Below are 22,946 nucleotides of genomic sequence, written 5' to 3'. Positions count from 1 at the left end.
ATGGATTTCGAACTCCAGCACCAACGTATCCTAGTCACGGGGGCGACCAGCGGCATCGGTCTCGACATCGCCCGGTCCCTCGCCGAGCTCGGCGCCGACCTGGTGCTGTTTGGTCGCAACCGGGACAGGCTCGCCGACCTCGAGCGAGAACTGGGGGCACGTACCCTGGCCGTCGACATTACCGACGAGGCGGCGGTCACCGAGGCCTTTGTCGGGATGCCTGGCCTCGATGGTCTGGTCAACTGTGCCGGCATCTCGATCCTCGACGACGCCCTGGACGTCAAGGCGGAGGACCTCGAGCGGATCATGACCACCAACGTCACTGCCAGTGCCGTGATGGCGCGGGAAGCGGCACGCCACATGATCGGGCACGGCCGCCAGGGCAGTATCGTCAACGTCTCCAGCCAGGCGGCCATGGCCGCCCTGCCAGGCCATTTGGGCTATTGCGCGTCCAAGGCGGCCATGGATGCCATGACCCGCGTGCTGTGCCTCGAGCTTGGCCCCAAGGGCATCCGCGTCAACAGCGTTAATCCGACGGTGACCCTGACCCCCATGGCCGAACGCGCCTGGGCGGATCCCGCCAAGCGCGAGCCGATGCTGGCCGCCATTCCATTGGGACGCTTCGCCACTCCCCGGGAAGTCGCCCTGCCGGTGGCCTTCCTGCTGAGCCCGGCCGCATCGATGATCAGCGGCGCCTGCCTGCCGATCGATGGGGGCTTCACGTCTCACTAGTCCCGCGTTCGACGTTCTACAAGGAGAAGGAGCCTGACATGTACATCGGTGTGGACTGCGGCACCCAGAGTACCAAGGTAGTGGTGGTCGATGTCGATGCAGGGCGCATCCTCGGCGAGGCGAGCCGGCCGCACCGTCTGGACGCGGGAGATGGGGGGCGCCGCGAACAGGCCCCTGCCGACTGGATCGCGGCCTTCCGCGGCGCCTTCCGCGAGGCGGTGGAACGGGCCGGCATCGACGCTCGCGCGATCCGCGCCATCGGCGTCTCCGGCCAGCAGCACGGCCTGGTGGCCCTGGACGCCACGGGCGAGCCGGTCCACCCGGCCAAGCTGTGGTGCGACACCGAGACGGCGGACCACAACGCTGCCCTGGTCGAGCGGCTGGGCGGTGAGGCCGGTTGCCTCGACAGGCTGGGCCTGGTACTGCAGACCGGTTACACCGCCTCCAAGCTGGCCTGGCTGCGCGACACCCGGCCCGAGGCCTACCGGCGCATCGACAGCCTGCTGTTGCCCCACGACTACCTCAACTTCTGGCTCACCGGCGAGCGGGTCGCCGAGGCCGGCGACGCCTCTGGCACCGGCTACTTCGACACCCGCACGCGGCGCTGGCGCGAGGACGTCCTCGCCGAGATTGCCCCCGAACTCGACCCGCCCCGCGTGCTGCCGCGGCTGATCGAGGCCCACGAGCCGGCCGGGACGGTGCGACCAGAGCTGGCCGCCGATCTGGGGCTCGCCGAGGACGTGGTGGTTTCGAGCGGTGGTGGCGACAATATGATGGGGGCCATCGGCACCGGCAACATTGCCCCGGGGCTGGTGACCCTGAGCCTGGGGACCTCGGGCACGGTGTGCGCCTACTCCCCCGAACCGGTGATCGCCGACGACGCCCAGGTCGCCAACTTCTGCGCCAGCCACGGCGGCTGGCTGCCATTGATCTGCACCATGAACGTGACCTCGGCCACCACCCGGGTGCGCGAGCTGTTCGGCCTCGACCTGGCGGCCTTCGGTGAACAGGTCGCCAGCGCGCCTATCGGCGCCGAGGGGGTCACCGTGCTGCCGTTCTTCAACGGTGAGCGGGTCCCGACGCTGCCCCAGGCCACCGGCAGCTTCCTGGGCCTGACCAGCGTCAACACCACCCAGGCCAACCTGTGCCGGGCGGTGGTCGAAAGCGCCACCTTCGGCCTGCGCTACGGCCTCGAGCGGCTCGGCGACCTGGCCGCGGGCGCCAGCCAGATCCGACTGATCGGCGGCGGAGCGAAGAGTCCGGTGTGGCGCCAGATGGTCGCCGACATCACCGGCACCCCGGTGATCTGCCCCGAGGTCACCGATGCCGCTGCCCTGGGCGCGGCCCTGCAGGCGGCCTGGTGCGAGCGTTACCCCGACACCCCTCTCGAGGACCTCTGCGCACGGCTGGTCCACCTCGACGAGGGTACCCACACCGAGCCCGAACCCGACCGCATCACCGCCTATCACGGGGCCTATGGTCGTTATCGCCAGGCCCTGGCCGATCACTACACCTAACCGGACCGATCATTCACTTGAGGAAGATACTCCATGACCCATCAACTCGAGGCACTTCGTCAGTACTCCGTGGTGGTCGCCGACACCGGCGACCTGGAAGCCATCAAGCGCTACCAGCCCCACGACGCCACCACCAACCCCTCGCTGCTGCTCAAGGCCTTCGACATGCCGGGCTACCAGGCGCTGATCGACGCAGAGCTGGCGGCGATCCGGGCCGAGGGCGGCGACCGCCAGGCCCAGGTCGAACACGCGGTGGAGCGACTCGCGGTGGCCATGGGCAGCGAGATCGCCAAGCTGGTGCCCGGCCGGGTCTCCACCGAGGTGGCCGCCAGGCTGTCCTTCGACACCCAGGCCAGCATCCGCAAGGCCCACGAACTGATCGAGCTGTATGAGCGGCGCGGCGTCTCGCGGGATCGCGTGCTGATCAAGCTGGCCTCGACCTGGGAGAGCATCCGCGCCGCCGAGGTGCTGGAGAAGGAAGGCATCAACTGCAACCTGACCCTGCTGTTCAGCGAGGCCCAGGCCCAGGCCTGCTTCGATGCCGGCGTGTACCTGGTGTCGCCGTTCGTCGGCCGGGTCACCGACTGGTACCAGCAGGCGACCGGCCAGGACTTCCCCCCCGACACCGACCCCGGGGTGCAGTTCGTACGCGGCGTCTGCCAACGGGTCAACCAGGGCGGCTACGACACCGTGGTGATGGGCGCCAGCTTCCGCAACACCGGCCAGGTACTGGCGCTGGCCGGTTGCCCGCGACTGACCATCTCGCCGGCACTGCTCGAGGAACTGGCGACCACACCGGGCGAGGTGAAGCCCAGGGTGCTCATGGCACGCAGCGGCGGTCCCCGGCCGACCCCGCTCACCGAGCCTACCTTCCGCTGGGGCCACAACCAGGACGCCATGGCCAACGACAAGCTGGCCGAGGGTATCCGCCGCTTCGCCGAGGATCAGGAACGCCTCGAGGAACAGATCGCCGACCGTCTGGCGATCCTCTGACCCCTCGATCGTCTGAACCGCCAACCCGCTACCGATTAGGAATCCCCATGCCGACCCGTTTCGAACTGGCCAATGCCATTCGCGCCCTCTCCATGGACGCCGTCCAGAAGGCCAAGTCCGGCCACCCCGGCGCCCCCATGGGCATGGCCGACATCGCCGAGGTGCTGTGGAACGACTACCTCCAGCACAACCCGGACGATCCCCAGTGGGCCGACCGCGACCGCTTCGTGCTCTCCAACGGGCACGGCTCCATGCTGCTCTACTCCCTGCTCCACCTGACCGGCTACGACCTCGACCTGGAGCAGCTGCAGAACTTCCGCCAGCTGCACTCCAAGACCCCCGGCCACCCCGAGTACGGCTACGCCCCGGGCATCGAGACCACCACCGGCCCGCTGGGCCAGGGCCTGGCCAACGCCGTGGGCATGGCCATCGCCGAGAAGACCCTGGCCGCCCAGTTCAACCGCCCGGGCCACACCATCGTCGACCACTACACCTACTGCTTCGTCGGCGACGGCTGCCTGATGGAGGGCATCTCCCACGAGGTCAGCTCGCTGGCCGGTACCCAGCGGCTCGGCAAGCTGATCGTCTTCTACGATGACAACGGCATCTCCATCGACGGCGAGGTCGAGGGCTGGTTCACCGACGACACCGCCAAGCGCTTCGAGGCCTACGGCTGGCACGTGGTGCCCCAGATCGACGGCCACGACCCCGAGGCGGTCAAGGCGGCCATCGAGCTGGCCCGCCAGGACGACGACCGGCCGAGCCTGATCGTGTGCAAGACCATCATCGGCTTCGGCGCCCCCAACAAGCAGGGCAAGGAGGAGTGCCACGGCGCGCCCCTGGGCGAGGACGAGGTCGCCGCGGCCCGGGCACGGCTCGACTGGCCGCATGCGCCCTTCCACGTGCCCGAGCCGATCTACCAGGCCTGGGACGCCCGCGAGCAGGGCCAGGCCGCCCAGGCCGAGTGGCAGGCACGCTTCGACCGCTACGCCGAGGCCCACCCGGCGCTGGCCCGCGAGTTCCAGCGCCGCATCCAATGCCAGCTGCCCGCCGAGTTCACCGGCGAGGCCATGATCCAGCGCGCCCAGGAGCAGGGCGAGTCCCTCGCCACCCGCAAGGCCTCGCTCAGCTGCCTCAACGAGCTGGGCCCGCAACTCCCCGAACTGCTCGGCGGCAGCGCCGACCTGGCGCCCTCCAACCTGACCTTCTGGAAGGGCGCCAAGGCCATCTCCCCCGGCTCTTCTACCACCCCAGTTGAGGGCTCTCCAGACGGCAACTACCTGCATTACGGGGTGCGCGAGTTCGGCATGGGCGCGATCATGAACGGCATCGTGCTGCATGGCGGCTTTATCCCCTACGGCGCCACCTTCCTGATCTTCATGGAGTACATGCGCAATGCCGTGCGCATGGCGGCACTGATGGGCCAGCGCGCCATCTACGTCTTCACCCACGACTCCATCGGCCTGGGCGAGGACGGCCCCACCCACCAGCCGATCGAGCAGCTCACCAGCCTGCGCACGACCCCCAACCTGGCCACCTGGCGGCCCTGTGACGCCGTGGAGACCGCCGCGGCCTGGAACGCGGCGCTCAAGCGCCAGTCCGGCCCCACCGCCCTGGTGCTGTCCCGCCAGAACTTGCCGCACCAGGCTCGCGATAAGCAGCAGCTGGCCGACATCGCCCGCGGCGGCTACGTGCTGAAGGACTGCGAGGGCATCCCCGAGGCGATCCTGATTGCCACCGGTTCCGAGGTGGCCCTGGCCATGGACGCCGCCGCCCAGTTGGAACAGGACGGCCGCCGGGTGCGGGTGGTCTCCATGCCGTCCTGCGACGCCTTCGACGCCCAGGACGCCGACTACCGCCAGTCAGTGCTGCCGGCGGAGGTCACCGCCCGGGTCGCCGTCGAGGCCGCCCATGCCGACTACTGGCACAAGTACGTGGGTCTGGAGGGCCGTGTCGTCGGCATGCGCACCTTCGGCGAGTCCGGCAAGGCGGAAGACCTGTTCCACCACTTCGGCTTCACCGTGAATCAGGTGGTTGCCGAGGTCGAAGGGGTGGTGGACGCCGCACTCTGACGACCGTAAGCACTCCCGTCTTCCTTACTGGATCAGCGTGGCGGAGATCACGACCTCACAGCCGGCGGCCGTGGGGTCCTTGATCTGTTCGAAGAGCAAGCGAAACGCCTCATGTCCCGCCTGGTAGGTGTCATGCAAGGCACAGGGTACCGAGACATCGAAGATATCGGCGTAGGGCAGGCGGTCGACTCCCACCACCATCACCTCGTCCCGGGACACACGGGCGTCATGCAGGGCGCGCATGGCCCCCAGGGTAATCAGCTGGTTGAAGCCAAAGACGGCCTGGGGGAGTGCGCTTTGGCGCAGATAATCGGCCATGTCGCGGTAAGCCGGCTGAAGGGTGTAGTCACCCGGTCGCTGTTCCAGCGTCAAGGTCACATCAGCAGCGTCATAAGCCCCCTTGAGGCCAGCCAGGCGCTGTTGCGTTATCCGCGAGCCACGCGGTCCGGTCAATGCCAGCACCTGCTGGATACCTTGCTTCACCAGCTGCTCGCCGAGCAATCTTCCAGCACGATGATTGTCCAGCACCACACGGCTGAAATCCGGCACATTCAAAGTGCGATCCAGCATTACCACCGGCAAGTGGGTAGCACGTAAGCGATCGAGATAGGCGGGGCGATAGCCGGCAGCGTCGGAGACCGGCGAAAGGATGATACCGGCCACCTGATAACTGAGCAGGGTCTCGATCGCCACTTCCTCGAGCTCCGGCGAGCCATCGGTATCGATCAGCATGATGGTGTAGTCATGCTCCTTGGCCGCACGGGAAATTGCCTTGATGACCTCGCTGTAGAAGGGATTATCCACGCTGGCCGTGACCAGGCCGATCAAGCGGTTCTTGCGACTTCGGAGATGGCTGGCGAAGGCATTCGGGACATAGCCCAGCTTCTGCGCCGCGGCGAGGATCTTTTCTCGCGTCTCCGGCTTGACCTTGTCGGGCTTGTTCAAGGCACGCGACACCGTCATGTTGGTCATGCCCACATGCTTGGCGATATCAGTGATGGTCACCTTGCTACTTCTTGACATCTCTCACTCGGAAATATCGGAGCCACTTAGCGAAAACGCCGCTGGGCCAGCAGGTAGCGTACCAGTGGGGCAAGAATCAGCTCCATGGCCAAGGGCATGCGCGAGCCGGGAACCACCAGCGTATGCGGGCGGCTCATGAAGGAATCCTGGATCATCGCCAGCAGGTAGGGGAAGTCCACCGTGGAGGGGTCGCGGAAGCGGATCACCACGAAGGACTCGGCATCGGTAGGAATGTCCTGGACTTCAAAGGGGTTGGAAGTATCCACCGTGGGCACACGCTGGAAATTGATGTGTGTGCGCGAGAACTGCGGCTGGATGTAGCGTACATAGTCATGCATGCGGCCCAGGATGGTGTCGATCACCGCTTCCTGGGAATAACCGCGCAGCTTGGTATCGCGATCGATCTTCTGGATCCACTCCAGGTTCATGGTGGGGGCCACCCCGATCAGGAGGTCGACATGACGCGCGATATCCTGCTCGGCGGTGACCAGGCCGCCGTGCAGCCCCTCGTAGAACAAGAGGTCGGTGCCACCGGGCAACGGTTGCCAGTCGGTAAAGGTGCCGACCTGATGGCCACACTCGATCATGCGCTTGTCTTCGGCATGGATATAGTGGCGATAGGTGCCGGTGCCGTGCTCGCCGTATTCCTGAAACAACGCCTCGAGGCGGTCGAGAAGGTTGGCCTCCACAGCGAAGTGGGACAACTCGTCGGTGCGCTCGGGTTCCTCGCGGAAGATCCGCGCCAACTCCTCCTTGGTGTAACGGTGGAAGGCATCGCCGTCGACCATGGCGGCATGTACGTCCTCACGGGCGAACATGCGCTCGAAGGTACGCCGCACCGTGGTGGTGCCGGCTCCCGACGAGCCGGTCACGGCGATGACCGGATATTCCCGTGACATCAGTCACCACCCCAACGAGTCAACATCACGCGTACACATTCCATTCTAGCTCCCCTTTCTCAGGACTCGCGGGCGATGGCCCGATGGGCGATGTCGCGGCGATACTGCACGCCGGGCCAGTGGATGGTCGCCACCCCCCGGTACGCCTTGTCGCGAGCATGAGACACGCTGTCACCCAAAGCAGACACACATAGCACGCGCCCACCACTGGTGACGACTCGACCTTGGTCGTCATGGGCGGTACCGGCATGGAACACCTTGCAGTCCAGGGATTCGGCCGCAGCCAGCCCCTCGATGGCATCGCCCTTGCGGTAGTCCCCGGGGTAGCCACCGGCGGCCATGACCACGCCCACCGCCGGACGAGGGTCCCAGTCGCAGCTTTCCCCGCTCAGGCGCCCCTCGGCCCCGGCCAGACACAGCGTCGCCAGGTCCGAGGTCAGGCGCTGCAGGATCGGCTGGGTTTCCGGATCCCCGAAACGGCAGTTGTATTCGATGACCTTGGGGGTGCCATCGGCGTCGATCATCAGCCCGGCATACAGGAAGCCGGTGTAGGGATGCCCCTCGGCGGCCATACCACGCACGGTGGGCAGAATGACCTCGTCCATGATGCGCTGATGGACCTCGGGCGTGACCACCGGTGCCGGGGAATAGGCGCCCATGCCCCCGGTGTTGGGGCCGGTGTCGCCGTCGAGAGCACGCTTGTGATCCTGGCTGGTGGCCATGGGCAGCACGGTCTGGCCGTCGACCATGACGATGAAGCTGGCCTCTTCCCCTTCGAGAAACTCCTCGATCACCACCCGCGCTCCGGCATCGCCGAAGGCGTTGGCCTCGAGCATATCGCGCACGGCGGCTTCGGCCTCGGCCTGGGTCATGGCCACGATCACGCCCTTGCCGGCGGCCAAGCCGTCGGCCTTGATGACGATTGGGGCCCCCTTCTCGGCCAGATAGGCCAGCGCCGACTCGATCGCGGTAAAGGTGGCATACTCGGCGGTGGGGATCGCATGACGGGCCAGAAAGTCCTTGGTGAAGGACTTGGAGCCCTCGAGCTGGGCCGCGGCCCGGCTCGGGCCGAAGATGGCCAGGCCGGCAGCCTGGAAGCGATCGACCACCCCCGCGACCAGTGGCGCCTCGGGGCCGACGATGGTCAGGTCGATGCCCTCCTCCCGAGCGAAGGCTTCCAGGCCGTCCAGGTCGCTGGCGGCGATCGCCACATTGGTCAAGCCGGGCTCTGACGCCGTACCGGCATTGCCCGGTGCGACGTAAACGCCTGCCACACGGGCAGACTGGGCGACCTTCCAGGCCAGGGCATGTTCGCGGCCACCGCCGCCGATGATCAGAACCTTCATCTGGGAAACCTTGCTCGAAGAGTGGAAAATCGGCGCATTATGCCAGAAAGGGCCCGACGCTTCCCGTGCCGAGCCCAATCGTGGTCAATCGTCGTCGTCGCCCCTGCGCGACGTCTGGTTGATGGTCTGCTGCCAGAAGCGCATGTTCTCCTCGGCCAGCTCGCGCATCAGCTCCATGGGCGAATGGCGCATGGCCTGCTGCCATTGATCCTGCATGTGCTGCTGTTGCTCCAGCATCAGACGCGTGCCCTGCTCCAGGTAACGTGCCAGGGGCAAGGGCTGGGACATGGCATAGACCCGGATCAGCTGTTCCAGCAGATCGTTGGAAAACACCTCGGCATCACCATCGGCCTGTTCCTGCTCGATGATGATCGACAACAGGATGGTGCGGGTCAGGTCTTCCCCGGTCTTGGCATCCTCGACGCGAAACGGCACTTCGTCGAGAATCAGGCCCCGCAGATCCTCGAGGGTCACATAGCGGCTCTGCTCGGTGTCGTAGAGCCGACGGTTGGCATACTTGCGAATCACGCGCACGGCGCTGCTCCTATTGTCGTCTTTGCTGCTATTGTGCACCGCGCTAAGCTTTCAAGCCAATCCGCGCGCACCGAGACTCCATGAATCTGATCCTGCTAGCCCCCCACGACCTGCAAGACGACCATCACGCCGTGGTTCGGGACCCCCGGCGCCTGCGCCACTTGCTTGACGTGCACCACGCCAAGGTCGGCGATGAGCTGACGCTGGGCGTGGCCGGCGGCAAGCTCGGCCGGGGACGGCTGACCCATCTCGACGCCGAACAGGCGCTTTTCCGGATCGACAGACTCGATCAGCCACCGCCTGCGGCATTGCCGGTGCATCTGGTACTCGCCCTGCCGCGACCGCGCATGCTGGCGCGCTCGCTGGAACATGTCACGGCACTGGGCGTGAAGCACATCACGCTGCTGCATACCCGGCGGGTGGAAAAGAGCTACTGGCAGTCTCCGGAGCTCAGGCCCGAGAAGATCCACCAGCACCTGGTGCTGGGCCTCGAGCAGGCCCGCGACACTCGGCTGCCCGAAGTCGACCTGGAGACCCGCTTCAAACCCTTCGTGGAGGATCGCCTGCCCGGCCTGCTCGAAGAACGTCGCGGCCTGCTGGCCCACCCCGGGATGCCCCATGCCTGTCCACGCGGCATCGACGAACCGGCATTGCTGATCATCGGCCCCGAGGGCGGCTTCATTCCTTACGAGGTCGAGCGTCTGCTCCAAGCTGGTTGTGAGGGCATCCACCTGGGAGAGCGCATCCTGCGCGTCGAGACCGCGGTGACCGCCCTGTTGTCACGACTGTTCTGATTCTAGTCGCTCCAGCAGGCGCTGGGTGGCGAAGCCATCCGGTATCTGGTCGATGCTGCGCTGAAATTCCCGCAGTCCTCGGCGAGTATTGGGTCCCATCACCCCGTCCGGGGTGCCGGTATCGAAGCCCCGTGCATTGAGGCGTTGCTGCATCTCGCGCACCTGGCTGCGCGATAGGGGGCGTTCGTGACGCGGCCAGGTCTGCTCGATGCCGCCACGACCAGCGATGCGATCGGCCAGAGCTCCCACCGCCAGGGCATAACTGGTGGCGTTGTTGTAGCGCAGAATGGCACGGTAATTGGGGCCCACCAGAAATGCCGGCCCCCTGGCACCGGCTGGCGCGATCACCGACGCTGAAGCGAATGCCGGTAACTCGTCATCCCCCGCGGGGCGTACTCCCTGCGCGGCCCATTCACCGCTGGACAGGCGGGTGGAGAGCTCGGTCTGAGAGTAATCGAAGCCATTCGGCAGCACCACTTCCACGCCCCACGGCTGGCCGGATTGCCAACCGGCTTCGGCGAGATAGTTGGCGGTGGAGGCCATCACATCGGGAATGCTGCCCCAGATATCGCGACGTCCGTCACCATCGCCATCCACGGCATAGGTCTCGAAGCTGGAGGGCAGAAACTGGGTATGCCCCATGGCGCCGGCCCACGAGCCCTGCATGCGCGCGCGGCTGATATCACCGCGCTGCAGGATACGCAGTGCCGTCATCAATTCACTGGCGGCGAACGCCGGGCGGCGCCCATCATAGCCCAGAGTGGCCAGGGCATCGATGGTCGAGAAACTGCCGAAGTTATCGCCATAGTTGCTTTCGACCCCCCAGATTGCTGCGACGATCTCCTCGGGGACGCCATAGCGTTGCGCCATCTGCCGCGCCGTCTCGCGATGCTCCTTGAGCTTGATACGCCCCTGGTCGACCCGTGTCGCCGACACAGCGCTATCCAGGTATTCCCAGATCGGGCGCACGAACTCCGGCTGGGAACGGTCCAGCTCGATGACCCGCGGCTGATAGCGCACATCATCGAAGGCCGCTGCCAGCGTGACGGGATCGATGCCCTCGGCACGAGCCCGCTGCCGGAAAGCCGCCACCCAATCATCGAAGTTGGCGGGCACGGGGCTGGCGGCTTCGACTCCCTCGGCCTCGGCTGCCGATGGCTGAGCCGCGACGGCGGCTCCGTCAACATCGTTCGCGGCAGCAGTCGGGACACCAGCGGAATTTGCCTGGCAGCCGGCCAGGGCAGTAACAAACAGGGAGCTGAATACGAACTTGCGCATGGTCGTCCTTGTCAGCGTGAAGTGGGCAATCATCGCCCAGATGGGTACCGGATCGCTACCCGGATCAAGCGCCCCCGAGAGGCGATCATCAACGCTTGACACCGGGTTTCAGGGCATGTCGATGTCCTGGTACGGCCCTTGGTCTCGGTTCCCTGGCACTCTTCCACTCGTGAATCATAGGATCATACCGGGAGATACGGGGATCAATGAAATAGCCGGCACGCCCCAGTTTCAGGCGACGGGAGAAAGTGCCTGGACACCGTTCGCAGCGGCGCTACGCCCTTTGCAAACGTGATTAGACTCTAGCAATGCGATTGACAACAAGCACCAACTGGATCGGAAAGCCTGCGTATCCGCCCTCTTTGCGATAGAGTATGGCGGCGTCGATGGCCCCAATTTGGGTGATACCAGGGTCCCTTATGGCTTGACGGCCCCTTGCCCTGGCGCGTGACAACGGGTATCACCCCTATTTTCATGGACCCGAGCAGGACGATCGATCGATGATATTGCTATGGATTCCCTTGCTGATTCTGCTGGGCGTGCTGGTCCCCGCATTCACCGCCAGACGCGGACGCGGTTTCTGCACGCTGGCCACGGCAACACCACCGGCCCTGGCCCTGCTCCTCACCCTGAGTCAGGTGCCCGCACTGCTCGGCGGCGAACTCCCCCGCATCGCCCTCACCTGGATGCCCAGCCTGGGGCTCGACCTGGCCTTTCGCCTGGATGGACTGTCGCTACTGTTCGCCACTTTGATTCTCGGCATCGGCTTGCTGATCATCCTCTATACCCATTTCTATCTCTCGGCAGAAGAGCCTTACGGTCGCTTCTATGCCTACCTCATACTGTTCATGCTGTCGATGCTCGGCATCGTGATGGCCGACAATCTCCTGCTGCTATGGTTCTTCTGGGAATTGACCAGCCTCTCGTCCTTCCTGCTGATCGGCTACTGGTCGTACCGCACGGATGCCCGCAAGGGGGCTCGCATGGCCATGACGGTAACCGGCGCGGGGGGGCTGGCGCTACTGGCAGGCTTCCTGCTGCTGGGCGACATGGTCGGCAGCTTCGATCTGGGCGTGGTGCTATCCAATGCCGATGTCATTCTCGCCGACCCACGCTATCCCATCATGCTGGTGCTGGTGCTGCTCGGTGCCTTCACCAAGTCGGCGCAGTTTCCCTTCCAGTTCTGGCTGCCGCACGCCATGGCCGCACCGACGCCGGTCTCGGCCTATCTACACTCGGCGACCATGGTCAAGGCCGGCATCTTCCTGATGGCACGCCTGCATCCTGCGCTGGGCGGCAGTGAGCTATGGGGGTGGCTGGTCACCCTGACCGGCATGGCCACCTTCCTGTACGGCGCCTGGTTCGCCCTGCTCAAGACCGACCTCAAGGCCATCCTGGCTTTCTCCACCGTCAGCCATCTGGGACTGATCACGGCACTGCTGGGCATCGGTAGCCCCATGGCGATCCTCGCCGCCCTCTTCCACATCCTCAATCACGCCACTTTCAAGGGCGCGTTGTTCATGAGCGCCGGCATCATCGACCATGAGACCGGCGCCCGTGAACTCGGCAAGCTGGGTGGCTTGCGCCGCGCCATGCCGATCACCGCCTTGCTGACCTGCATCACTGCGGCGTCCATGGCCGGGGTGCCGTTGCTCAACGGCTTCCTGTCCAAGGAGATGTTCTTCGCCGAGACGCTGAATGCGGAGCTGCTGGGTGGCCTGGGCTGGCTGCTGCCGGTCCTGGCGACGCTTGGCGGTCTCCTTTCGGTGGCCTATTCCCTGCGCCTGGTACACGGCGTCTTCTTCAAACCCGCCAAGGAGCCACCGCCCAAGTCTCCCCATGAGCCGCCACGTCTGATGCGCGCCCCAGTGGAACTGCTGGCGGCGTTGTGCGTCGCCGTGGGGCTGTTCCCCGCCATCATGGCCACCGGGATACTCGACCTGGCCACACGCGCGGTACTGCGCGAGCCGCTCGAGTTCCACCTGGCCATCTGGCACGGCGTCAATCTGCCGCTGGCGATGAGCCTCGTCGCACTGACCGCCGGGGTCGTCACCTATGGGCTGCACTCGCACCTCAGGCGCTTTACCCGCCAGTTCGCCCCCGTGGATGCTCGTCTGGTGTTCGAGGGCAGCATCCAACGCCTGGTGACCAGTACCGAGGTGCTGACCCGGCAGTTGGAAAACGGCTCGCTGCAACGCTACATGAGCCTGCTACTGGGAACGGCACTATTGCTGGCCACGCTGGGGCTGGTCCAGCTCCCCGAACTCGCCGGCGGCAAGGCGCCTCAGCCGCTCGACACCGTTCTGGTGCTGGGAGCGGCCTTGATGATCTTCGGCGCCATGGGCACCGTGATCACCCATCGCTACCGCCTGATCTCGCTGTTGATGCTGTCGGTGGTAGGGCTGGTGGTGTCATTGACCTTCGCGCGCTTCTCCGCCCCCGACCTGGCACTGACCCAACTGTCGGTGGAGGTGGTGACCATGATCCTGCTGATGCTGGCGCTGTTCTTCCTGCCCCAGAAGACGCCTAAGGAATCCTCGGCCAGCCGCAATATCCGCGACCTGGCCCTGGCCGGTACGTTGGGCATGGTAGTCGCGAGTCTCAACTATGCCGTGCTGACCCGCGAGATCGACAGCATCTCTGGCTTCTTCATCGCCAACAGTGTCCCAGGTGGTGGTGGCCACAACGTGGTCAACGTGATTCTGGTCGACTTCCGTGGCTTCGATACGCTGGGTGAGATCACCGTGCTGGCACTGGCTGGCCTGGCGATCTTCAAGATGTTGAACCGCCTTCGCCTGTTCATGCCTCACAGCGATGGCGAGGGCCGACTATGGTCGCCGGATCGCTATCCGATGATCCTCACCACCGTCTCCCGGGTACTGTTACCCCTGGCATTACTCGTCTCGGCCTTCATTTTCCTGCGTGGCCACAACCAGCCGGGTGGAGGCTTCATCGCCGGCCTGATCACGGCGGTGGCATTGATTCTGATATATATGGCACGTGGCGTGGAATGGACCCAGGCTCGGCTCGACTTCCAGTACCAGCCGGTAGCGATCGCCGGGCTGGCTACCGCCACACTGACCGGGCTGGGAAGTTGGCTGTTCGGCTACCCTTTCCTGACCTCCTCGTATGGCCATTTCCATATCCCGCTGATCGGCGATATCGAGCTGGCCACTGCCATACTATTCGACCTGGGCGTCTACCTGACGGTGGTTGGCGCGACCCTCATGATCCTCGCCAACCTGGGCAAGCTCACGACACCGCATCGCCCAGTCAAGGAAGCTCCAGCCCCCCACAGCAAGGAAGCATCGGCCGCCGCCGACAAGAAAACACCGCCTCCCCCTCCCGCCGGCAAGGAAACTCCGGCAACCCACGGCGAGGCAACGCCAACAACCCCCGGCCAGGAGAGAGTCTGATGGAAAGCCTCTATGCCATTACCACCGGCGCCCTCACTGCCTGCGGGCTGTACCTGACCCTGCGCGGGCGTACCTTTCCGGTAGTCGTCGGCCTGACACTGTTGTCCTACGCGGTCAACCTCTTCCTGTTTTCCATGGGCGGGCTGACCACCGACGGTGCGGTGATCATCGACGGCCCCAACGACTATGCCGACCCCCTGCCCCAAGCCCTGGTGCTCACCGCCATCGTCATCGGCTTTTCCATGACCGCCTTCGTGGTCATCCTGTCGATGCGCGCACGCGGCGACCTGGGCAACGACCATGTCGACGGCGGCGAGCTCGAGGAATCCCGGGAGGATCGTCAATGATCCAGCATTTGATCGTCCTGCCCATCGTGCTGCCCCTGGTGGTCGGTGTCTTCCTGCTGCGCAGCCGACACGGTGCCTCCCGCTACAAGCGTGTGATCGGCGTCGGTGCCACCACAGCGCTGCTGGTGGTGGCCATCTCTCTGGTGGCCAAGGCATCGAGCGGCGAGGTGAGCTACTATGCCCTCGGCGACTGGCAGCCCCCCTTCGGCATCATCATGGTTCTCGATCGTCTCTCGGCGCTGATGGTATTGATCACCTCGGTGCTGGCACTGGGTTGCGTGGTATTCGCCTGCGCCGGTGACGACGAGCAAGGCAGCAACTTCCACGGCCTCTTCCAGTTGCAGCTGATGGGCATCAACGGCGCCTTCCTCACCGGCGACCTGTTCAACCTCTTCGTGTTCTTCGAGGTGCTGCTGCTGGCTTCCTACGCCTTATTGATGCACGGAGGCGGCAAGGCACGCATCCAGGCCGGCCTGCACTATGTCGTACTCAACCTGGCCGGTTCGTCGCTGTTTCTGATCGCCGTCGGAGTGCTCTATGGTGCCACCGGCACCCTCAACATGACCGATATGGCCGTACGCCTTACCGAGCTGGATCCCGAGCGCGCCGGTCTGGTCAGTGCCGGCGCCCTGCTGCTGCTGGTGGTGTTCGGTCTCAAGGGCGCCATCCTGCCACTCTACTTCTGGCTGCCACGTGCCTATGCGGCGGCACCAGCACCGGTGGCGGCACTGTTCGCGATCATGACCAAGGTGGGGATCTACGCCATCCTGCGGGTCTATCACCTGGTGTTCGGTGAGCATGCCGGTGAGCTCGCGGCCCTGGAACAGCCCTGGGTGTGGTGGCTGTCGCTGGCGACACTGGTGGCCTCGGCCATCGGTGTGCTGGCGGCACGCGACCTGCGTTTGCTGGTCTCTTATCTGATACTGGTGTCGGTGGGCACCCTCTTGGCCGGAATCGGCATGCGCACGCCCCAGGCCACATCCGCTCTGCTTTTCTACCTCATCCATACCACCCTGGTCACAGGAGGCTTGTTCCTGCTGGCCGAACTGATCGGCTTGCAGCGTGGCAAGGCCAGCACGCGCCTGGTCAAGGGGCGGCCCCTGCAGAATGCTGGCCTGCTGGCGTTGCTGTTCTTCGTCGGTGCCATCGCCGTGATCGGGCTGCCACCGCTATCCGGCGCCATCGGCAAGGTACTGCTGCTCAAGTCCGCATCGCCCGCTCAACAGCTCTGGCTGTGGCCTATCCTGCTGGGTGCGAGCTTGTGTGCGCTGGTCGCCCTGTCGCGTGCCGGTTCGACGCTGTTCTGGCGCAGTCACGAAGGTGAACCCAACCGTACCCCTTTGACACGACGCCAGTTGTTCGGCGTGCTATGGCTGCTTGGCGCCTCGCCGATACTGATGGTTCTCGCCGGTCCAGTCAGTGACTACACTCAAGCCACGGCCGAGCAGCTGTCCAGCCCCGCCCCGCACATTCGGGCAATACTGCCAGAAGCCGCTGCCGGAGGTGATGCATGATCACGCCGCGTTCCTGGTTGCCTACACCGTTATTGTCGATACTGCTGCTGATCGTTTGGCTGTTGCTGGTACACAGCCTGGCCTTTGGCCATATCCTTCTCGGCACCGCTCTGGGCATCGCCATCCCTCTGGTGACCCAACGCTTCTGGGACGAGCAGCCGCTGGTCAAAAGGCCCTGGCTGCTACTGCGTTTCATACTGCGGGCACTGCTCGACATCATCATCGCCAACCTCCAGGTCTCGTGGCTCATCATCAAGCCCTGGCGACGCACCCGCCCGGCCTTTGTCGAATACCCGCTCATGCTGAAACACAGCTTCCCGATCACGCTGCTGGCCAATACCATCAGCCTCACGCCCGGCACCGTCTCTGCCAACCTGCGCCTGGATGGCAAGACCCTGCTGATCCACGTCCTGGACATGGACGATGAAAAGGCCCTGATTGAGAGAATTCGCGAACGCTACGAGCGGCCGCTCCAGGAGATCTACGAATGCTAGATACGGCACTGAATATCAGTCTGGCGCTGATCCTGATGGCTCTGGCCTTGAACGCCTACCGCCTCGCCGTCGGCCCGAGCATGCCCGATCGCCTGCTGGCACTGGACACCATGTATGTCACCTCCATTGCCCTGATCGTGCTGATGGGGCTATGGCTCACTACCAAAACCTATTTCGAGGCGGCATTGCTGATCGCCATGCTCGGTTTCATCAGTACCGTGGCGGTGTGCAAGTATCTGCTGCGCGGCGACATCATCGAATAAGCCAAGGAGAGGAACACTACATGACCCATTACGTGATCCTGGAAGGCGTGGTCTCCTTTTTCCTGGTCGCCGGCGGGGCCTTCACCTTCATCGGCTCGCTGGGCATGGTCCGCCTGCGCGATTTCTACATGCGCCTGCACGGCCCTACCAAGGCCTCCACCCTAGGGATCGGCTGCATGCTGATCGCCTCGATGCTGTATTTCTGGGTGATTCAAAGTCAGCCCGTCGTCCAGGAAATGCTGATCACCCTGTTCCTGTTCATCACCGCTCCGGTGACGGCGCACCTGCTGGCCAAGACCGGGCTACACCTGCAACTCAAACATGCCGAAGAGACCCATTGCGAGCGGTCGGAATTGCTCGAGCAGGATGCCGGCGAGAAGCCGGTGCCACACCCCGACAGGGGGCATGGCTGAGGGAAGAAGGAAGAAGCAGTGTATTCAAAGGCAAGTTGTAGCTCGTAGCTCGTAGCTCGTAGCTCGTAGCTCGTAGCTCGTAGCTCGTAGCTCGTAGCTCGTAGCTCGTAGCTCGTAGCTCGTAGCCATTGGACGTTCGCGCCATGCCCCTTACCAGCCTTGGGTATGCTGCCCGACGAGCTGTGCCAGCAGGTCGATATGGTCGGCGCGGTCGTTGAGAGCCGGGATATAACGATAGGTCTTGCCGCCGGCTTGAACGAAGTTTTCGCGATTCTCTTCCTCCAGCTCCTCCAGGGTCTCGAGACAGTCGGCCGCGAAGGCCGGGCTGATGATATCGACGCGCTCGCCCCCTTCCCGCGCCCAGGCCTTGAGCGTCTCGTCGGTGTAGGGCTTGAGCCACTCCTCGCGACCGAAGCGCGACTGGTAAGTCATCTGCCACTCGTCGTCGCCAAGCCCCAAGGCCTCGGCCACCAGTCGACTGGTGGTTTCGCAATGACGTGGATAGGGGTCGCCCTGCTCGGCATAGCGTTGGGGAATGCCGTGGTAGGAGAGCATCAGCTTGCCACGTTCACCACCCTGTGCCTGCCAATGGTCGCGAATGCTCGCTGCCAATGCCTGAACGTAGGCCGGATGGTCGTGGTAATCGCGCACGAAACGCAGTTCCGGCAGGTGCGGACATGCCGAGAGGGCTCGCGCCAGGCGATCGAACACTGCAGCGGTGGTGGAGCGCGAGAACTGTGGGTATAGCGGCAGTACCAGAATGCGTTCGACACCGGCATCGCGCAGCTTGAGGCCGGCCTCCTCCATGCTTGGCTTGCCATAGGTCATGGCCAGCTCTACCGGGATCGCCTCACCGTGCCGGCGCTCCAGCGCCGCAGCCAGCGAGCGTTGCTGGCGTCGGCCGATCACCAGCAACGGTGATCCCTCCGCCATCCATACCGATTGGTAGGCCCTGGCCACCTTGCGCGGGCGAAAGCGCAGGATCACCCCATGCAGGATCAGCCACCACAGTGGACGCGGGGTGTCGACGACGCGCTTGTCCCACAGGAACTCGCCCAGATAGCGCCGTACCGCCTCGGGAGTCGGGGCATCGGGGGTTCCCAGGTTGACCAGCAGTACGCCGAATCGAGGGGTGGGCATGGGTGGAGCTCCTTGCGTAGTCATCAAGGAGCGAAGTGTACCAGCCTGGAGGCAAATCGATGGAATCAAGTTATACTATCGCTGCCATTTGTATAACTTCTGAGCAAGGAACGATCGCCACCGCGTTCGCCATGCACACGAACCGGCGGCCTGGGAAGTGTGGTCGCGATGGGTAACGATCAGAACACCAGCGGCATACGCGAGGTCAGCGGATCCCGATAGTGGGTTGCTCGCCCGATCATCTCGTCGTGGGCATCGTACTGCACGAGATAGGCACGATGGATGCCGCTGCGCTTGAGCTCCAGGTAGACGTCATCCAGCGAACGGAATAGCATCGGCTTGCCACGCCGGGTCAGCATATGGCGGTTGCCTTCCACGTCTTCCATCTCGATCTGGTAAAAGCGGCTGCTGGCATGAGTGATTACGCGAATCTCGAAGTTGTCCTGATGGCCGACGAAGGCCTTTAAGTCACTTAGTTCCATGGATCCTTCCCCTTGATTGGCCAAACCGACTGGCGATCACCGTATATAAATAGGGCACAGCATGGCTGCGCCCTATGACAATGTCATGTCCATACGATGTTGGGTATGTGACCCTATCCCACCCATCAGGTTCCCGGGCTACTGATAGCTGGAGGGATCGATGGCCTTGCCAAGGGAATTGCGGTCGACCCACTTTCCGGCCTTGGTCTCCTTGTAGCGGAACACCACCCGGTCACCGACCTGTACCGGAATCTCGGCCTCTTCGGTCTGGTAACTGTAGGTTTCGCCGTCCACTACCAAGCGATAGCGATAGAGATCCGGCATGCCCAGCCACTCCTTGAAGGGACCTTCACGCTCGATCTCCTGCAGTTCGCCGCGCGCTTCCAGCTTGGGGGTGCGCTTGCCACGCCGAAATCCGCCTGCCATATCCTCTCGTCTCCATGCCTGTAGTGAGGGGCGGCATTATAAGCCTCATACCCACGGGCTCAAGTCTCTGGCTCCTGAGATCGGGGATACCCCTCACTCGCCGAAATGCTGCCCATAGCTGTCGGGGGCCAGATCCTCGAAGCGCGTGTACTTGCCAATGAACGCCATATGCACGGTGCCAATGGGACCGTTACGCTGCTTGCCGATGATCAGCTCCGCCAGGCCCTGGTTGTCGGGGTTATCCGGATTATAGACCTCGTCGCGATAGACGAAGGCAATGACATCGGCATCCTGCTCGATGGCGCCGGACTCGCGCAGATCCGACATCACCGGGCGCTTGTTGGGCCGCTGCTCGAGGGAGCGGTTGAGCTGCGACAGGGCGATGACCGGACATCCGAACTCCTTGGCCAGCCCCTTCAGCGAGCGCGAGATCTCCGAGATCTCGCCGGTGCGGTTCTCGGAAAAGCCAGGGATCTGCATCAACTGCAGATAGTCGATCATGATCAGGCCGATATTGCCGTGCTCGCGCACCAGGCGGCGAATCCGTGAACGCATCTCGTTGGGCGACAGCGCCGCGGTATCGTCGATGAACAGCTGCTTGTCCTTGAGCAGGTTGACCGCCGAGGTCAGCCGCGGCCAGTCCTCGTCCTCGAGCTGACCGGTGCGTACGCGAGTCTGGTCGATACGCCCCAGTGACGACAGCATACGCAGCATCAGGGCATCGGCGGGCATCTCCATGGAGAACACCATCACCGGCTTGTCGCTGGAGATGACCGCATGCTCGACCAGGTTCATGGCAAAGGTGGTCTTGCCCATCGAGGGGCGCCCGGCGATGATCACCAGGTCCGAGGGCTGCAGACCCGAGGTCATATCATCCAGATCGCGGAAGCCGGTGGATAGCCCGGTCATCTGGCCCTGCATGTTGAACAGCTCGTCGATGCGATCCACCGCCTTGGCCAACAACTCGCTCATGCCGATGGGACCACCGGACTTGGGGCGCTCTTCGCTGATCTGGAACACCAGTCGCTCGGCCTCGTTGACCAGCTCATCGGCAGGCCGGCCCTGGGGACTGAAGGCGCTTTCGGCGACCTGGTTGGCGGCCTGGATCAGCTTGCGCAGCGTGGCCCGTTCGCGAACGATATCGGTATAGGCGCGGATATTGCTCGCCGAAGGCGTATTGCGGGCCAACTCGGCCAGGTAGGCCAGCCCCCCCACGGTATCGAGCTGGTCGCGATTCTCCAGTGCCTCGGACAGGGTCACCACATCCAGCGGGTGCCCACCCTCGGCCAGCGACTGCATGGCATTGAACACCAGACGATGCTCATAGCGGTAGAAATCCCCTGCCACCAGGCGTTCGGAAACGGTATCCCAGGCCTGATTGTCGAGCATCAGGCCACCCAATACCGACTGCTCGGCCTCCAGCGAATGCGGTGGCACCTTCAGCGCGGCAGTTTCCTGATCGAGCTCGACAGATTCATTCATGGCGGGCAAGGACCTTCGGCAATACGGGAAGCGGGCTCATTCTACCCCATCACCGCGCCACACCCTATGCTCCGCAAGCCACGCCGACAGGAAAATCCCCGTGGGCATCGCTGCCCACGGGGAAAGATCGAAACAGAGACTCGGCCGTCGCGACACGACCGGGTCGCCGTTACCTGTAGTATGGTCCGAATCTTGATTAGAACCAGGTCTCCATCTGCACCCCGAAGGTCCACTGGCCGCCGGTGAACTCTTCGCTGCCGAAGGCGTCGCTGTCGCTGAAATCGTTGAGTTCCTCGTCCCAGTCGCTCCAAGAGGCGAACAGGCGGATTTCCGGTCGTTGCCAGAAGCCACCTATCTGAGGCTTGAAGGTCGGCGCAATGGTCAGCTTGGTGTAGTCGCCCTTGGCGGCGTTACCGCCCGCTCCCTGGTCGAGATCCATGTACTGGTAGCTGGCCTCGTACTGCATCTCGAAATTCTGGGTGATCTCGTTGGCGAGGCGAGTGTTGAAAGTGAACCACTGGAACTCATCGTCCTCGGCGTAGCGGTCCTTGCTGGTTTCGGCCAGGATCGCCGGGGCGATGCGCCAGCGCGGCGCAAGGTAGGTGGTACCGTACAGGCCGAGGCGTGTCGCGGTGGCGTCCTCGGTGAGGTTGCCATCGCTGCCGATGCCCTTGACCTGGGCACCTAGCCCCTGACCGTGCAACAAGGCGACCTTGAAATTGCCCTCGCTGATGCCGAAGAAGCTGTCGCCATGATAGGCCACCATGGTGTGCACGCCGGTATCCGCGGCCGACTCGCCACTGTCGAGTACCCGCTCGTCGTTGTCGGCCGCCGACATGCCGTTGATCATCCACTGCCAGTTACCGAAGTAGTTGTTGGTGGTGAGAATCAGGTTGTCGGTATCGTCCGTAAGGCCGGGGGTTTCCCTGCTGACGGGGAATTCGCTGAAGCTGCGGCCGTAGAGCGAGAAGTTCGACTTCCAGTTGTCGGCGAACTGCATGTCGTAGATCCCCGCCCCGGTCCCGGCCAGGAACACGAAATCGCTGTCGAGCCAATGGATATCGAAGTTATCGCGATCGAAGCGTTTGCCGGCCCAGATCGAGGCGTTCTCGAAGGCCCCGGTAAAGCTCGGCAACTGGCTGAACTCGGCATAGACCTGGCGCACGTTGAGGTTGGAGTCGTCGTTCCAGTCATTGCTGGTGGTGGTGCCATCGGCCAGCATGGTGGTGTACTTGGCCTTGGCGCCGTTATCGTAAGTCTGACGGTAATTGAGAATGGCTTCGGCATAGGTATCGGGTTCGTTACCCAGGCGCCCCACGGCGCCGCCCAGGCCACCGGCCGGGGTCAGGTAGGGACCGCCCTCCGCGCTCTTGCCATCTTCACCGATCAACAGGCCGGAACGGGCATACGCATTGAAGGAGAATCCCTCCTCGCCGCTGGCCTGGCGCTCGACCTTGGCCAAGCGCTCCTCGACCTCTGCGTCGCTGAGGCGTGACTCGGCCTGCTGCTCGGCCAATTCAGCACGCTGTTCAGCGACCTCGGCACGCTGCTCGGCAGCAGCGATGCGGGCCTCAAGCTCGGCCAGGCGCTGCTCCAGGCTGGCATCATCCGCGGTGGCAACGCCACTCACCCCCAGGCTGACGGCAGCAATGGCGACAACGAGTGGGGTTCTGAGCATAGCTGCATTCATTGAAGCGAATCCTTTTATGGTTGTTTTCTCAACGGGAGCGCCGAACCCAGGAAACTTAATCGTTTAAGACAAAAGTCGAACGACAACCGCT

At 64.1% G+C, this 22,946-nt stretch carries 21 protein-coding genes; 11 read left to right on the top strand and 10 right to left on the bottom strand.

The window, feature by feature from the left end:
• The 4 genes from ACFOEV_RS13875 to tkt are packed head-to-tail and all read left to right on the top strand — an operon-like array spanning nucleotide 1 to nucleotide 5,314.
• Nucleotides 1–732, top strand: a complete 732-nt coding sequence (locus tag ACFOEV_RS13875; protein WP_386774899.1) for an SDR family oxidoreductase — start codon at nucleotides 1–3, stop codon at nucleotides 730–732.
• A 38-nt stretch (nucleotides 733–770) separates the two neighbouring features.
• Complete coding sequence (gene xylB / locus ACFOEV_RS13870) at nucleotides 771–2,249, top strand: xylulokinase (RefSeq protein WP_386774897.1); 1,479 nt, start codon at nucleotides 771–773, stop codon at nucleotides 2,247–2,249.
• A gap of 33 nt (nucleotides 2,250–2,282) precedes the next feature.
• Entirely contained in the window at nucleotides 2,283–3,242 is a 960-nt protein-coding gene (tal, locus tag ACFOEV_RS13865; RefSeq protein ID WP_386774895.1) for a transaldolase, read from the top strand.
• A 47-nt stretch (nucleotides 3,243–3,289) separates the two neighbouring features.
• Nucleotides 3,290–5,314, top strand: coding sequence for a transketolase (tkt, locus tag ACFOEV_RS13860; protein WP_386774893.1), 2,025 nt, complete (start codon nucleotides 3,290–3,292; stop codon nucleotides 5,312–5,314).
• A gap of 24 nt (nucleotides 5,315–5,338) precedes the next feature.
• On the opposite strand, the gene ACFOEV_RS13855 is transcribed toward tkt, so the two are convergent.
• The 4 genes from ACFOEV_RS13855 to phaR form a co-directional block, all read right to left on the bottom strand.
• Complete coding sequence (locus ACFOEV_RS13855; protein WP_386774891.1) at nucleotides 5,339–6,337, bottom strand: LacI family DNA-binding transcriptional regulator; 999 nt, start codon at nucleotides 6,335–6,337, stop codon at nucleotides 5,339–5,341.
• Between the two features lie 26 nt (nucleotides 6,338–6,363).
• Nucleotides 6,364–7,236 carry a phosphoribulokinase gene (locus ACFOEV_RS13850; protein WP_386774889.1) on the bottom strand — a complete coding sequence of 291 codons (873 nt, stop codon included), beginning with the start codon at nucleotides 7,234–7,236 and terminating at the stop codon, nucleotides 6,364–6,366.
• 59 nt (nucleotides 7,237–7,295) lie between these two features.
• Entirely contained in the window at nucleotides 7,296–8,582 is a 1,287-nt protein-coding gene (gene purD / locus ACFOEV_RS13845) for a phosphoribosylamine--glycine ligase (RefSeq protein ID WP_386774887.1), read from the bottom strand.
• Between the two features lie 84 nt (nucleotides 8,583–8,666).
• Complete coding sequence (phaR, locus tag ACFOEV_RS13840) at nucleotides 8,667–9,116, bottom strand: polyhydroxyalkanoate synthesis repressor PhaR (RefSeq protein ID WP_386774885.1); 450 nt, start codon at nucleotides 9,114–9,116, stop codon at nucleotides 8,667–8,669.
• A gap of 80 nt (nucleotides 9,117–9,196) precedes the next feature.
• Here phaR and ACFOEV_RS13835 point away from each other — a divergent pair, with 80 nt between their 5' ends.
• The gene (locus ACFOEV_RS13835) at nucleotides 9,197–9,910 is read left to right on the top strand and encodes a 16S rRNA (uracil(1498)-N(3))-methyltransferase (RefSeq protein ID WP_386774883.1); all 714 of its coding nucleotides are present in this window, start codon (nucleotides 9,197–9,199) and stop codon (nucleotides 9,908–9,910) included.
• On the opposite strand, the gene ACFOEV_RS13830 is transcribed toward ACFOEV_RS13835, so the two are convergent.
• The gene (locus tag ACFOEV_RS13830; protein ID WP_386774881.1) at nucleotides 9,896–11,188 is read right to left on the bottom strand and encodes a lytic murein transglycosylase; all 1,293 of its coding nucleotides are present in this window, start codon (nucleotides 11,186–11,188) and stop codon (nucleotides 9,896–9,898) included. The two genes, ACFOEV_RS13835 and ACFOEV_RS13830, sit on opposite strands and share 15 nt — an antisense overlap.
• A gap of 500 nt (nucleotides 11,189–11,688) precedes the next feature.
• Here ACFOEV_RS13830 and ACFOEV_RS13825 point away from each other — a divergent pair, with 500 nt between their 5' ends.
• Genes ACFOEV_RS13825 through ACFOEV_RS13800 form a run of 6 tightly spaced genes read left to right on the top strand, consistent with a single transcriptional unit; the run spans nucleotide 11,689 to nucleotide 17,635 of the window.
• On the top strand, nucleotides 11,689–14,604 hold the full coding sequence (locus tag ACFOEV_RS13825) for a monovalent cation/H+ antiporter subunit A (RefSeq protein WP_386774879.1): 2,916 nt from the start codon (nucleotides 11,689–11,691) through the stop codon (nucleotides 14,602–14,604).
• Nucleotides 14,604–14,951: a Na+/H+ antiporter subunit C gene (locus tag ACFOEV_RS13820; protein ID WP_386774877.1), complete on the top strand. Its 348-nt coding sequence runs from the start codon at nucleotides 14,604–14,606 to the stop codon at nucleotides 14,949–14,951. Before ACFOEV_RS13825 ends, ACFOEV_RS13820 begins: the two co-directional genes overlap by 1 nt.
• A complete protein-coding gene (locus ACFOEV_RS13815; RefSeq protein ID WP_386774875.1) occupies nucleotides 14,948–16,465 on the top strand; it encodes a monovalent cation/H+ antiporter subunit D in 1,518 nt (505 codons plus the stop codon). The genes ACFOEV_RS13820 and ACFOEV_RS13815 overlap by 4 nt, the downstream gene beginning before the upstream one ends.
• Nucleotides 16,462–16,959, top strand: a complete 498-nt coding sequence (locus tag ACFOEV_RS13810; protein ID WP_386774873.1) for a Na+/H+ antiporter subunit E — start codon at nucleotides 16,462–16,464, stop codon at nucleotides 16,957–16,959. Before ACFOEV_RS13815 ends, ACFOEV_RS13810 begins: the two co-directional genes overlap by 4 nt.
• On the top strand, nucleotides 16,953–17,222 hold the full coding sequence (locus tag ACFOEV_RS13805) for a K+/H+ antiporter subunit F (protein WP_386774871.1): 270 nt from the start codon (nucleotides 16,953–16,955) through the stop codon (nucleotides 17,220–17,222). The genes ACFOEV_RS13810 and ACFOEV_RS13805 overlap by 7 nt, the downstream gene beginning before the upstream one ends.
• 20 nt (nucleotides 17,223–17,242) lie before the next feature.
• Nucleotides 17,243–17,635: a Na+/H+ antiporter subunit G gene (locus ACFOEV_RS13800; protein WP_386774869.1), complete on the top strand. Its 393-nt coding sequence runs from the start codon at nucleotides 17,243–17,245 to the stop codon at nucleotides 17,633–17,635.
• 150 nt (nucleotides 17,636–17,785) lie between these two features.
• Here ACFOEV_RS13800 and hemH read toward each other — a convergent pair whose 3' ends face one another.
• The 5 genes from hemH to ACFOEV_RS13775 all read right to left on the bottom strand — a co-directional run bounded on the left by hemH (nucleotide 17,786) and on the right by ACFOEV_RS13775 (nucleotide 22,855).
• Nucleotides 17,786–18,775 carry a ferrochelatase gene (gene hemH / locus ACFOEV_RS13795; protein ID WP_386774867.1) on the bottom strand — a complete coding sequence of 330 codons (990 nt, stop codon included), beginning with the start codon at nucleotides 18,773–18,775 and terminating at the stop codon, nucleotides 17,786–17,788.
• Nucleotides 18,776–18,954: 179 nt separating this feature from the next.
• A complete protein-coding gene (locus ACFOEV_RS13790; protein ID WP_386774865.1) occupies nucleotides 18,955–19,257 on the bottom strand; it encodes a DUF6482 family protein in 303 nt (100 codons plus the stop codon).
• A gap of 138 nt (nucleotides 19,258–19,395) precedes the next feature.
• Nucleotides 19,396–19,683, bottom strand: coding sequence for a hypothetical protein (locus tag ACFOEV_RS13785; RefSeq protein WP_386774864.1), 288 nt, complete (start codon nucleotides 19,681–19,683; stop codon nucleotides 19,396–19,398).
• Between the two features lie 93 nt (nucleotides 19,684–19,776).
• Nucleotides 19,777–21,165: a replicative DNA helicase gene (gene dnaB, locus ACFOEV_RS13780; protein WP_386774862.1), complete on the bottom strand. Its 1,389-nt coding sequence runs from the start codon at nucleotides 21,163–21,165 to the stop codon at nucleotides 19,777–19,779.
• Between the two features lie 196 nt (nucleotides 21,166–21,361).
• Nucleotides 21,362–22,855 (bottom strand): carbohydrate porin, encoded by a 1,494-nt coding sequence (locus ACFOEV_RS13775; protein ID WP_386774860.1) that lies wholly within the window; start codon nucleotides 22,853–22,855, stop codon nucleotides 21,362–21,364.
• Nucleotides 22,856–22,946: the final 91 nt, after the last annotated feature.

Origin of the sequence: Litchfieldella rifensis, from assembly GCF_042646605.1 — a bacterium.
GTDB lineage: Bacteria > Pseudomonadota > Gammaproteobacteria > Pseudomonadales > Halomonadaceae > Litchfieldella > Litchfieldella rifensis.
Note: the sequence above shows the minus strand (reverse complement) of the source record. Positions and strands in the feature narration are given on the sequence as shown.

Bases quoted from the DNA above. Each gene is read 5' to 3' on its own strand.
- ACFOEV_RS13875 (WP_386774899.1), top strand. From the start codon at position 1: ATGGATTTCGAACTCCAGCACCAACGTATCCTAGTCACGGGGGCGACC.
- xylB (WP_386774897.1), top strand. From the start codon at position 771: ATGTACATCGGTGTGGACTGCGGCACCCAGAGTACCAAGGTAGTGGTG.
- tal (WP_386774895.1), top strand. From the start codon at position 2,283: ATGACCCATCAACTCGAGGCACTTCGTCAGTACTCCGTGGTGGTCGCC.
- tkt (WP_386774893.1), top strand. From the start codon at position 3,290: ATGCCGACCCGTTTCGAACTGGCCAATGCCATTCGCGCCCTCTCCATG.
- ACFOEV_RS13855 (WP_386774891.1), bottom strand. From the start codon at position 6,337: ATGTCAAGAAGTAGCAAGGTGACCATCACTGATATCGCCAAGCATGTG.
- ACFOEV_RS13850 (WP_386774889.1), bottom strand. From the start codon at position 7,236: ATGTCACGGGAATATCCGGTCATCGCCGTGACCGGCTCGTCGGGAGCC.
- purD (WP_386774887.1), bottom strand. From the start codon at position 8,582: ATGAAGGTTCTGATCATCGGCGGCGGTGGCCGCGAACATGCCCTGGCC.
- ACFOEV_RS13835 (WP_386774883.1), top strand. From the start codon at position 9,197: ATGAATCTGATCCTGCTAGCCCCCCACGACCTGCAAGACGACCATCAC.
- ACFOEV_RS13830 (WP_386774881.1), bottom strand. From the start codon at position 11,188: ATGCGCAAGTTCGTATTCAGCTCCCTGTTTGTTACTGCCCTGGCCGGC.
- ACFOEV_RS13825 (WP_386774879.1), top strand. From the start codon at position 11,689: ATGATATTGCTATGGATTCCCTTGCTGATTCTGCTGGGCGTGCTGGTC.
- ACFOEV_RS13820 (WP_386774877.1), top strand. From the start codon at position 14,604: ATGGAAAGCCTCTATGCCATTACCACCGGCGCCCTCACTGCCTGCGGG.
- ACFOEV_RS13815 (WP_386774875.1), top strand. From the start codon at position 14,948: ATGATCCAGCATTTGATCGTCCTGCCCATCGTGCTGCCCCTGGTGGTC.
- ACFOEV_RS13810 (WP_386774873.1), top strand. From the start codon at position 16,462: ATGATCACGCCGCGTTCCTGGTTGCCTACACCGTTATTGTCGATACTG.
- ACFOEV_RS13805 (WP_386774871.1), top strand. From the start codon at position 16,953: ATGCTAGATACGGCACTGAATATCAGTCTGGCGCTGATCCTGATGGCT.
- ACFOEV_RS13800 (WP_386774869.1), top strand. From the start codon at position 17,243: ATGACCCATTACGTGATCCTGGAAGGCGTGGTCTCCTTTTTCCTGGTC.
- hemH (WP_386774867.1), bottom strand. From the start codon at position 18,775: ATGCCCACCCCTCGATTCGGCGTACTGCTGGTCAACCTGGGAACCCCC.
- ACFOEV_RS13790 (WP_386774865.1), bottom strand. From the start codon at position 19,257: ATGGAACTAAGTGACTTAAAGGCCTTCGTCGGCCATCAGGACAACTTC.
- ACFOEV_RS13785 (WP_386774864.1), bottom strand. From the start codon at position 19,683: ATGGCAGGCGGATTTCGGCGTGGCAAGCGCACCCCCAAGCTGGAAGCG.
- dnaB (WP_386774862.1), bottom strand. From the start codon at position 21,165: ATGAATGAATCTGTCGAGCTCGATCAGGAAACTGCCGCGCTGAAGGTG.
- ACFOEV_RS13775 (WP_386774860.1), bottom strand. From the start codon at position 22,855: ATGAATGCAGCTATGCTCAGAACCCCACTCGTTGTCGCCATTGCTGCC.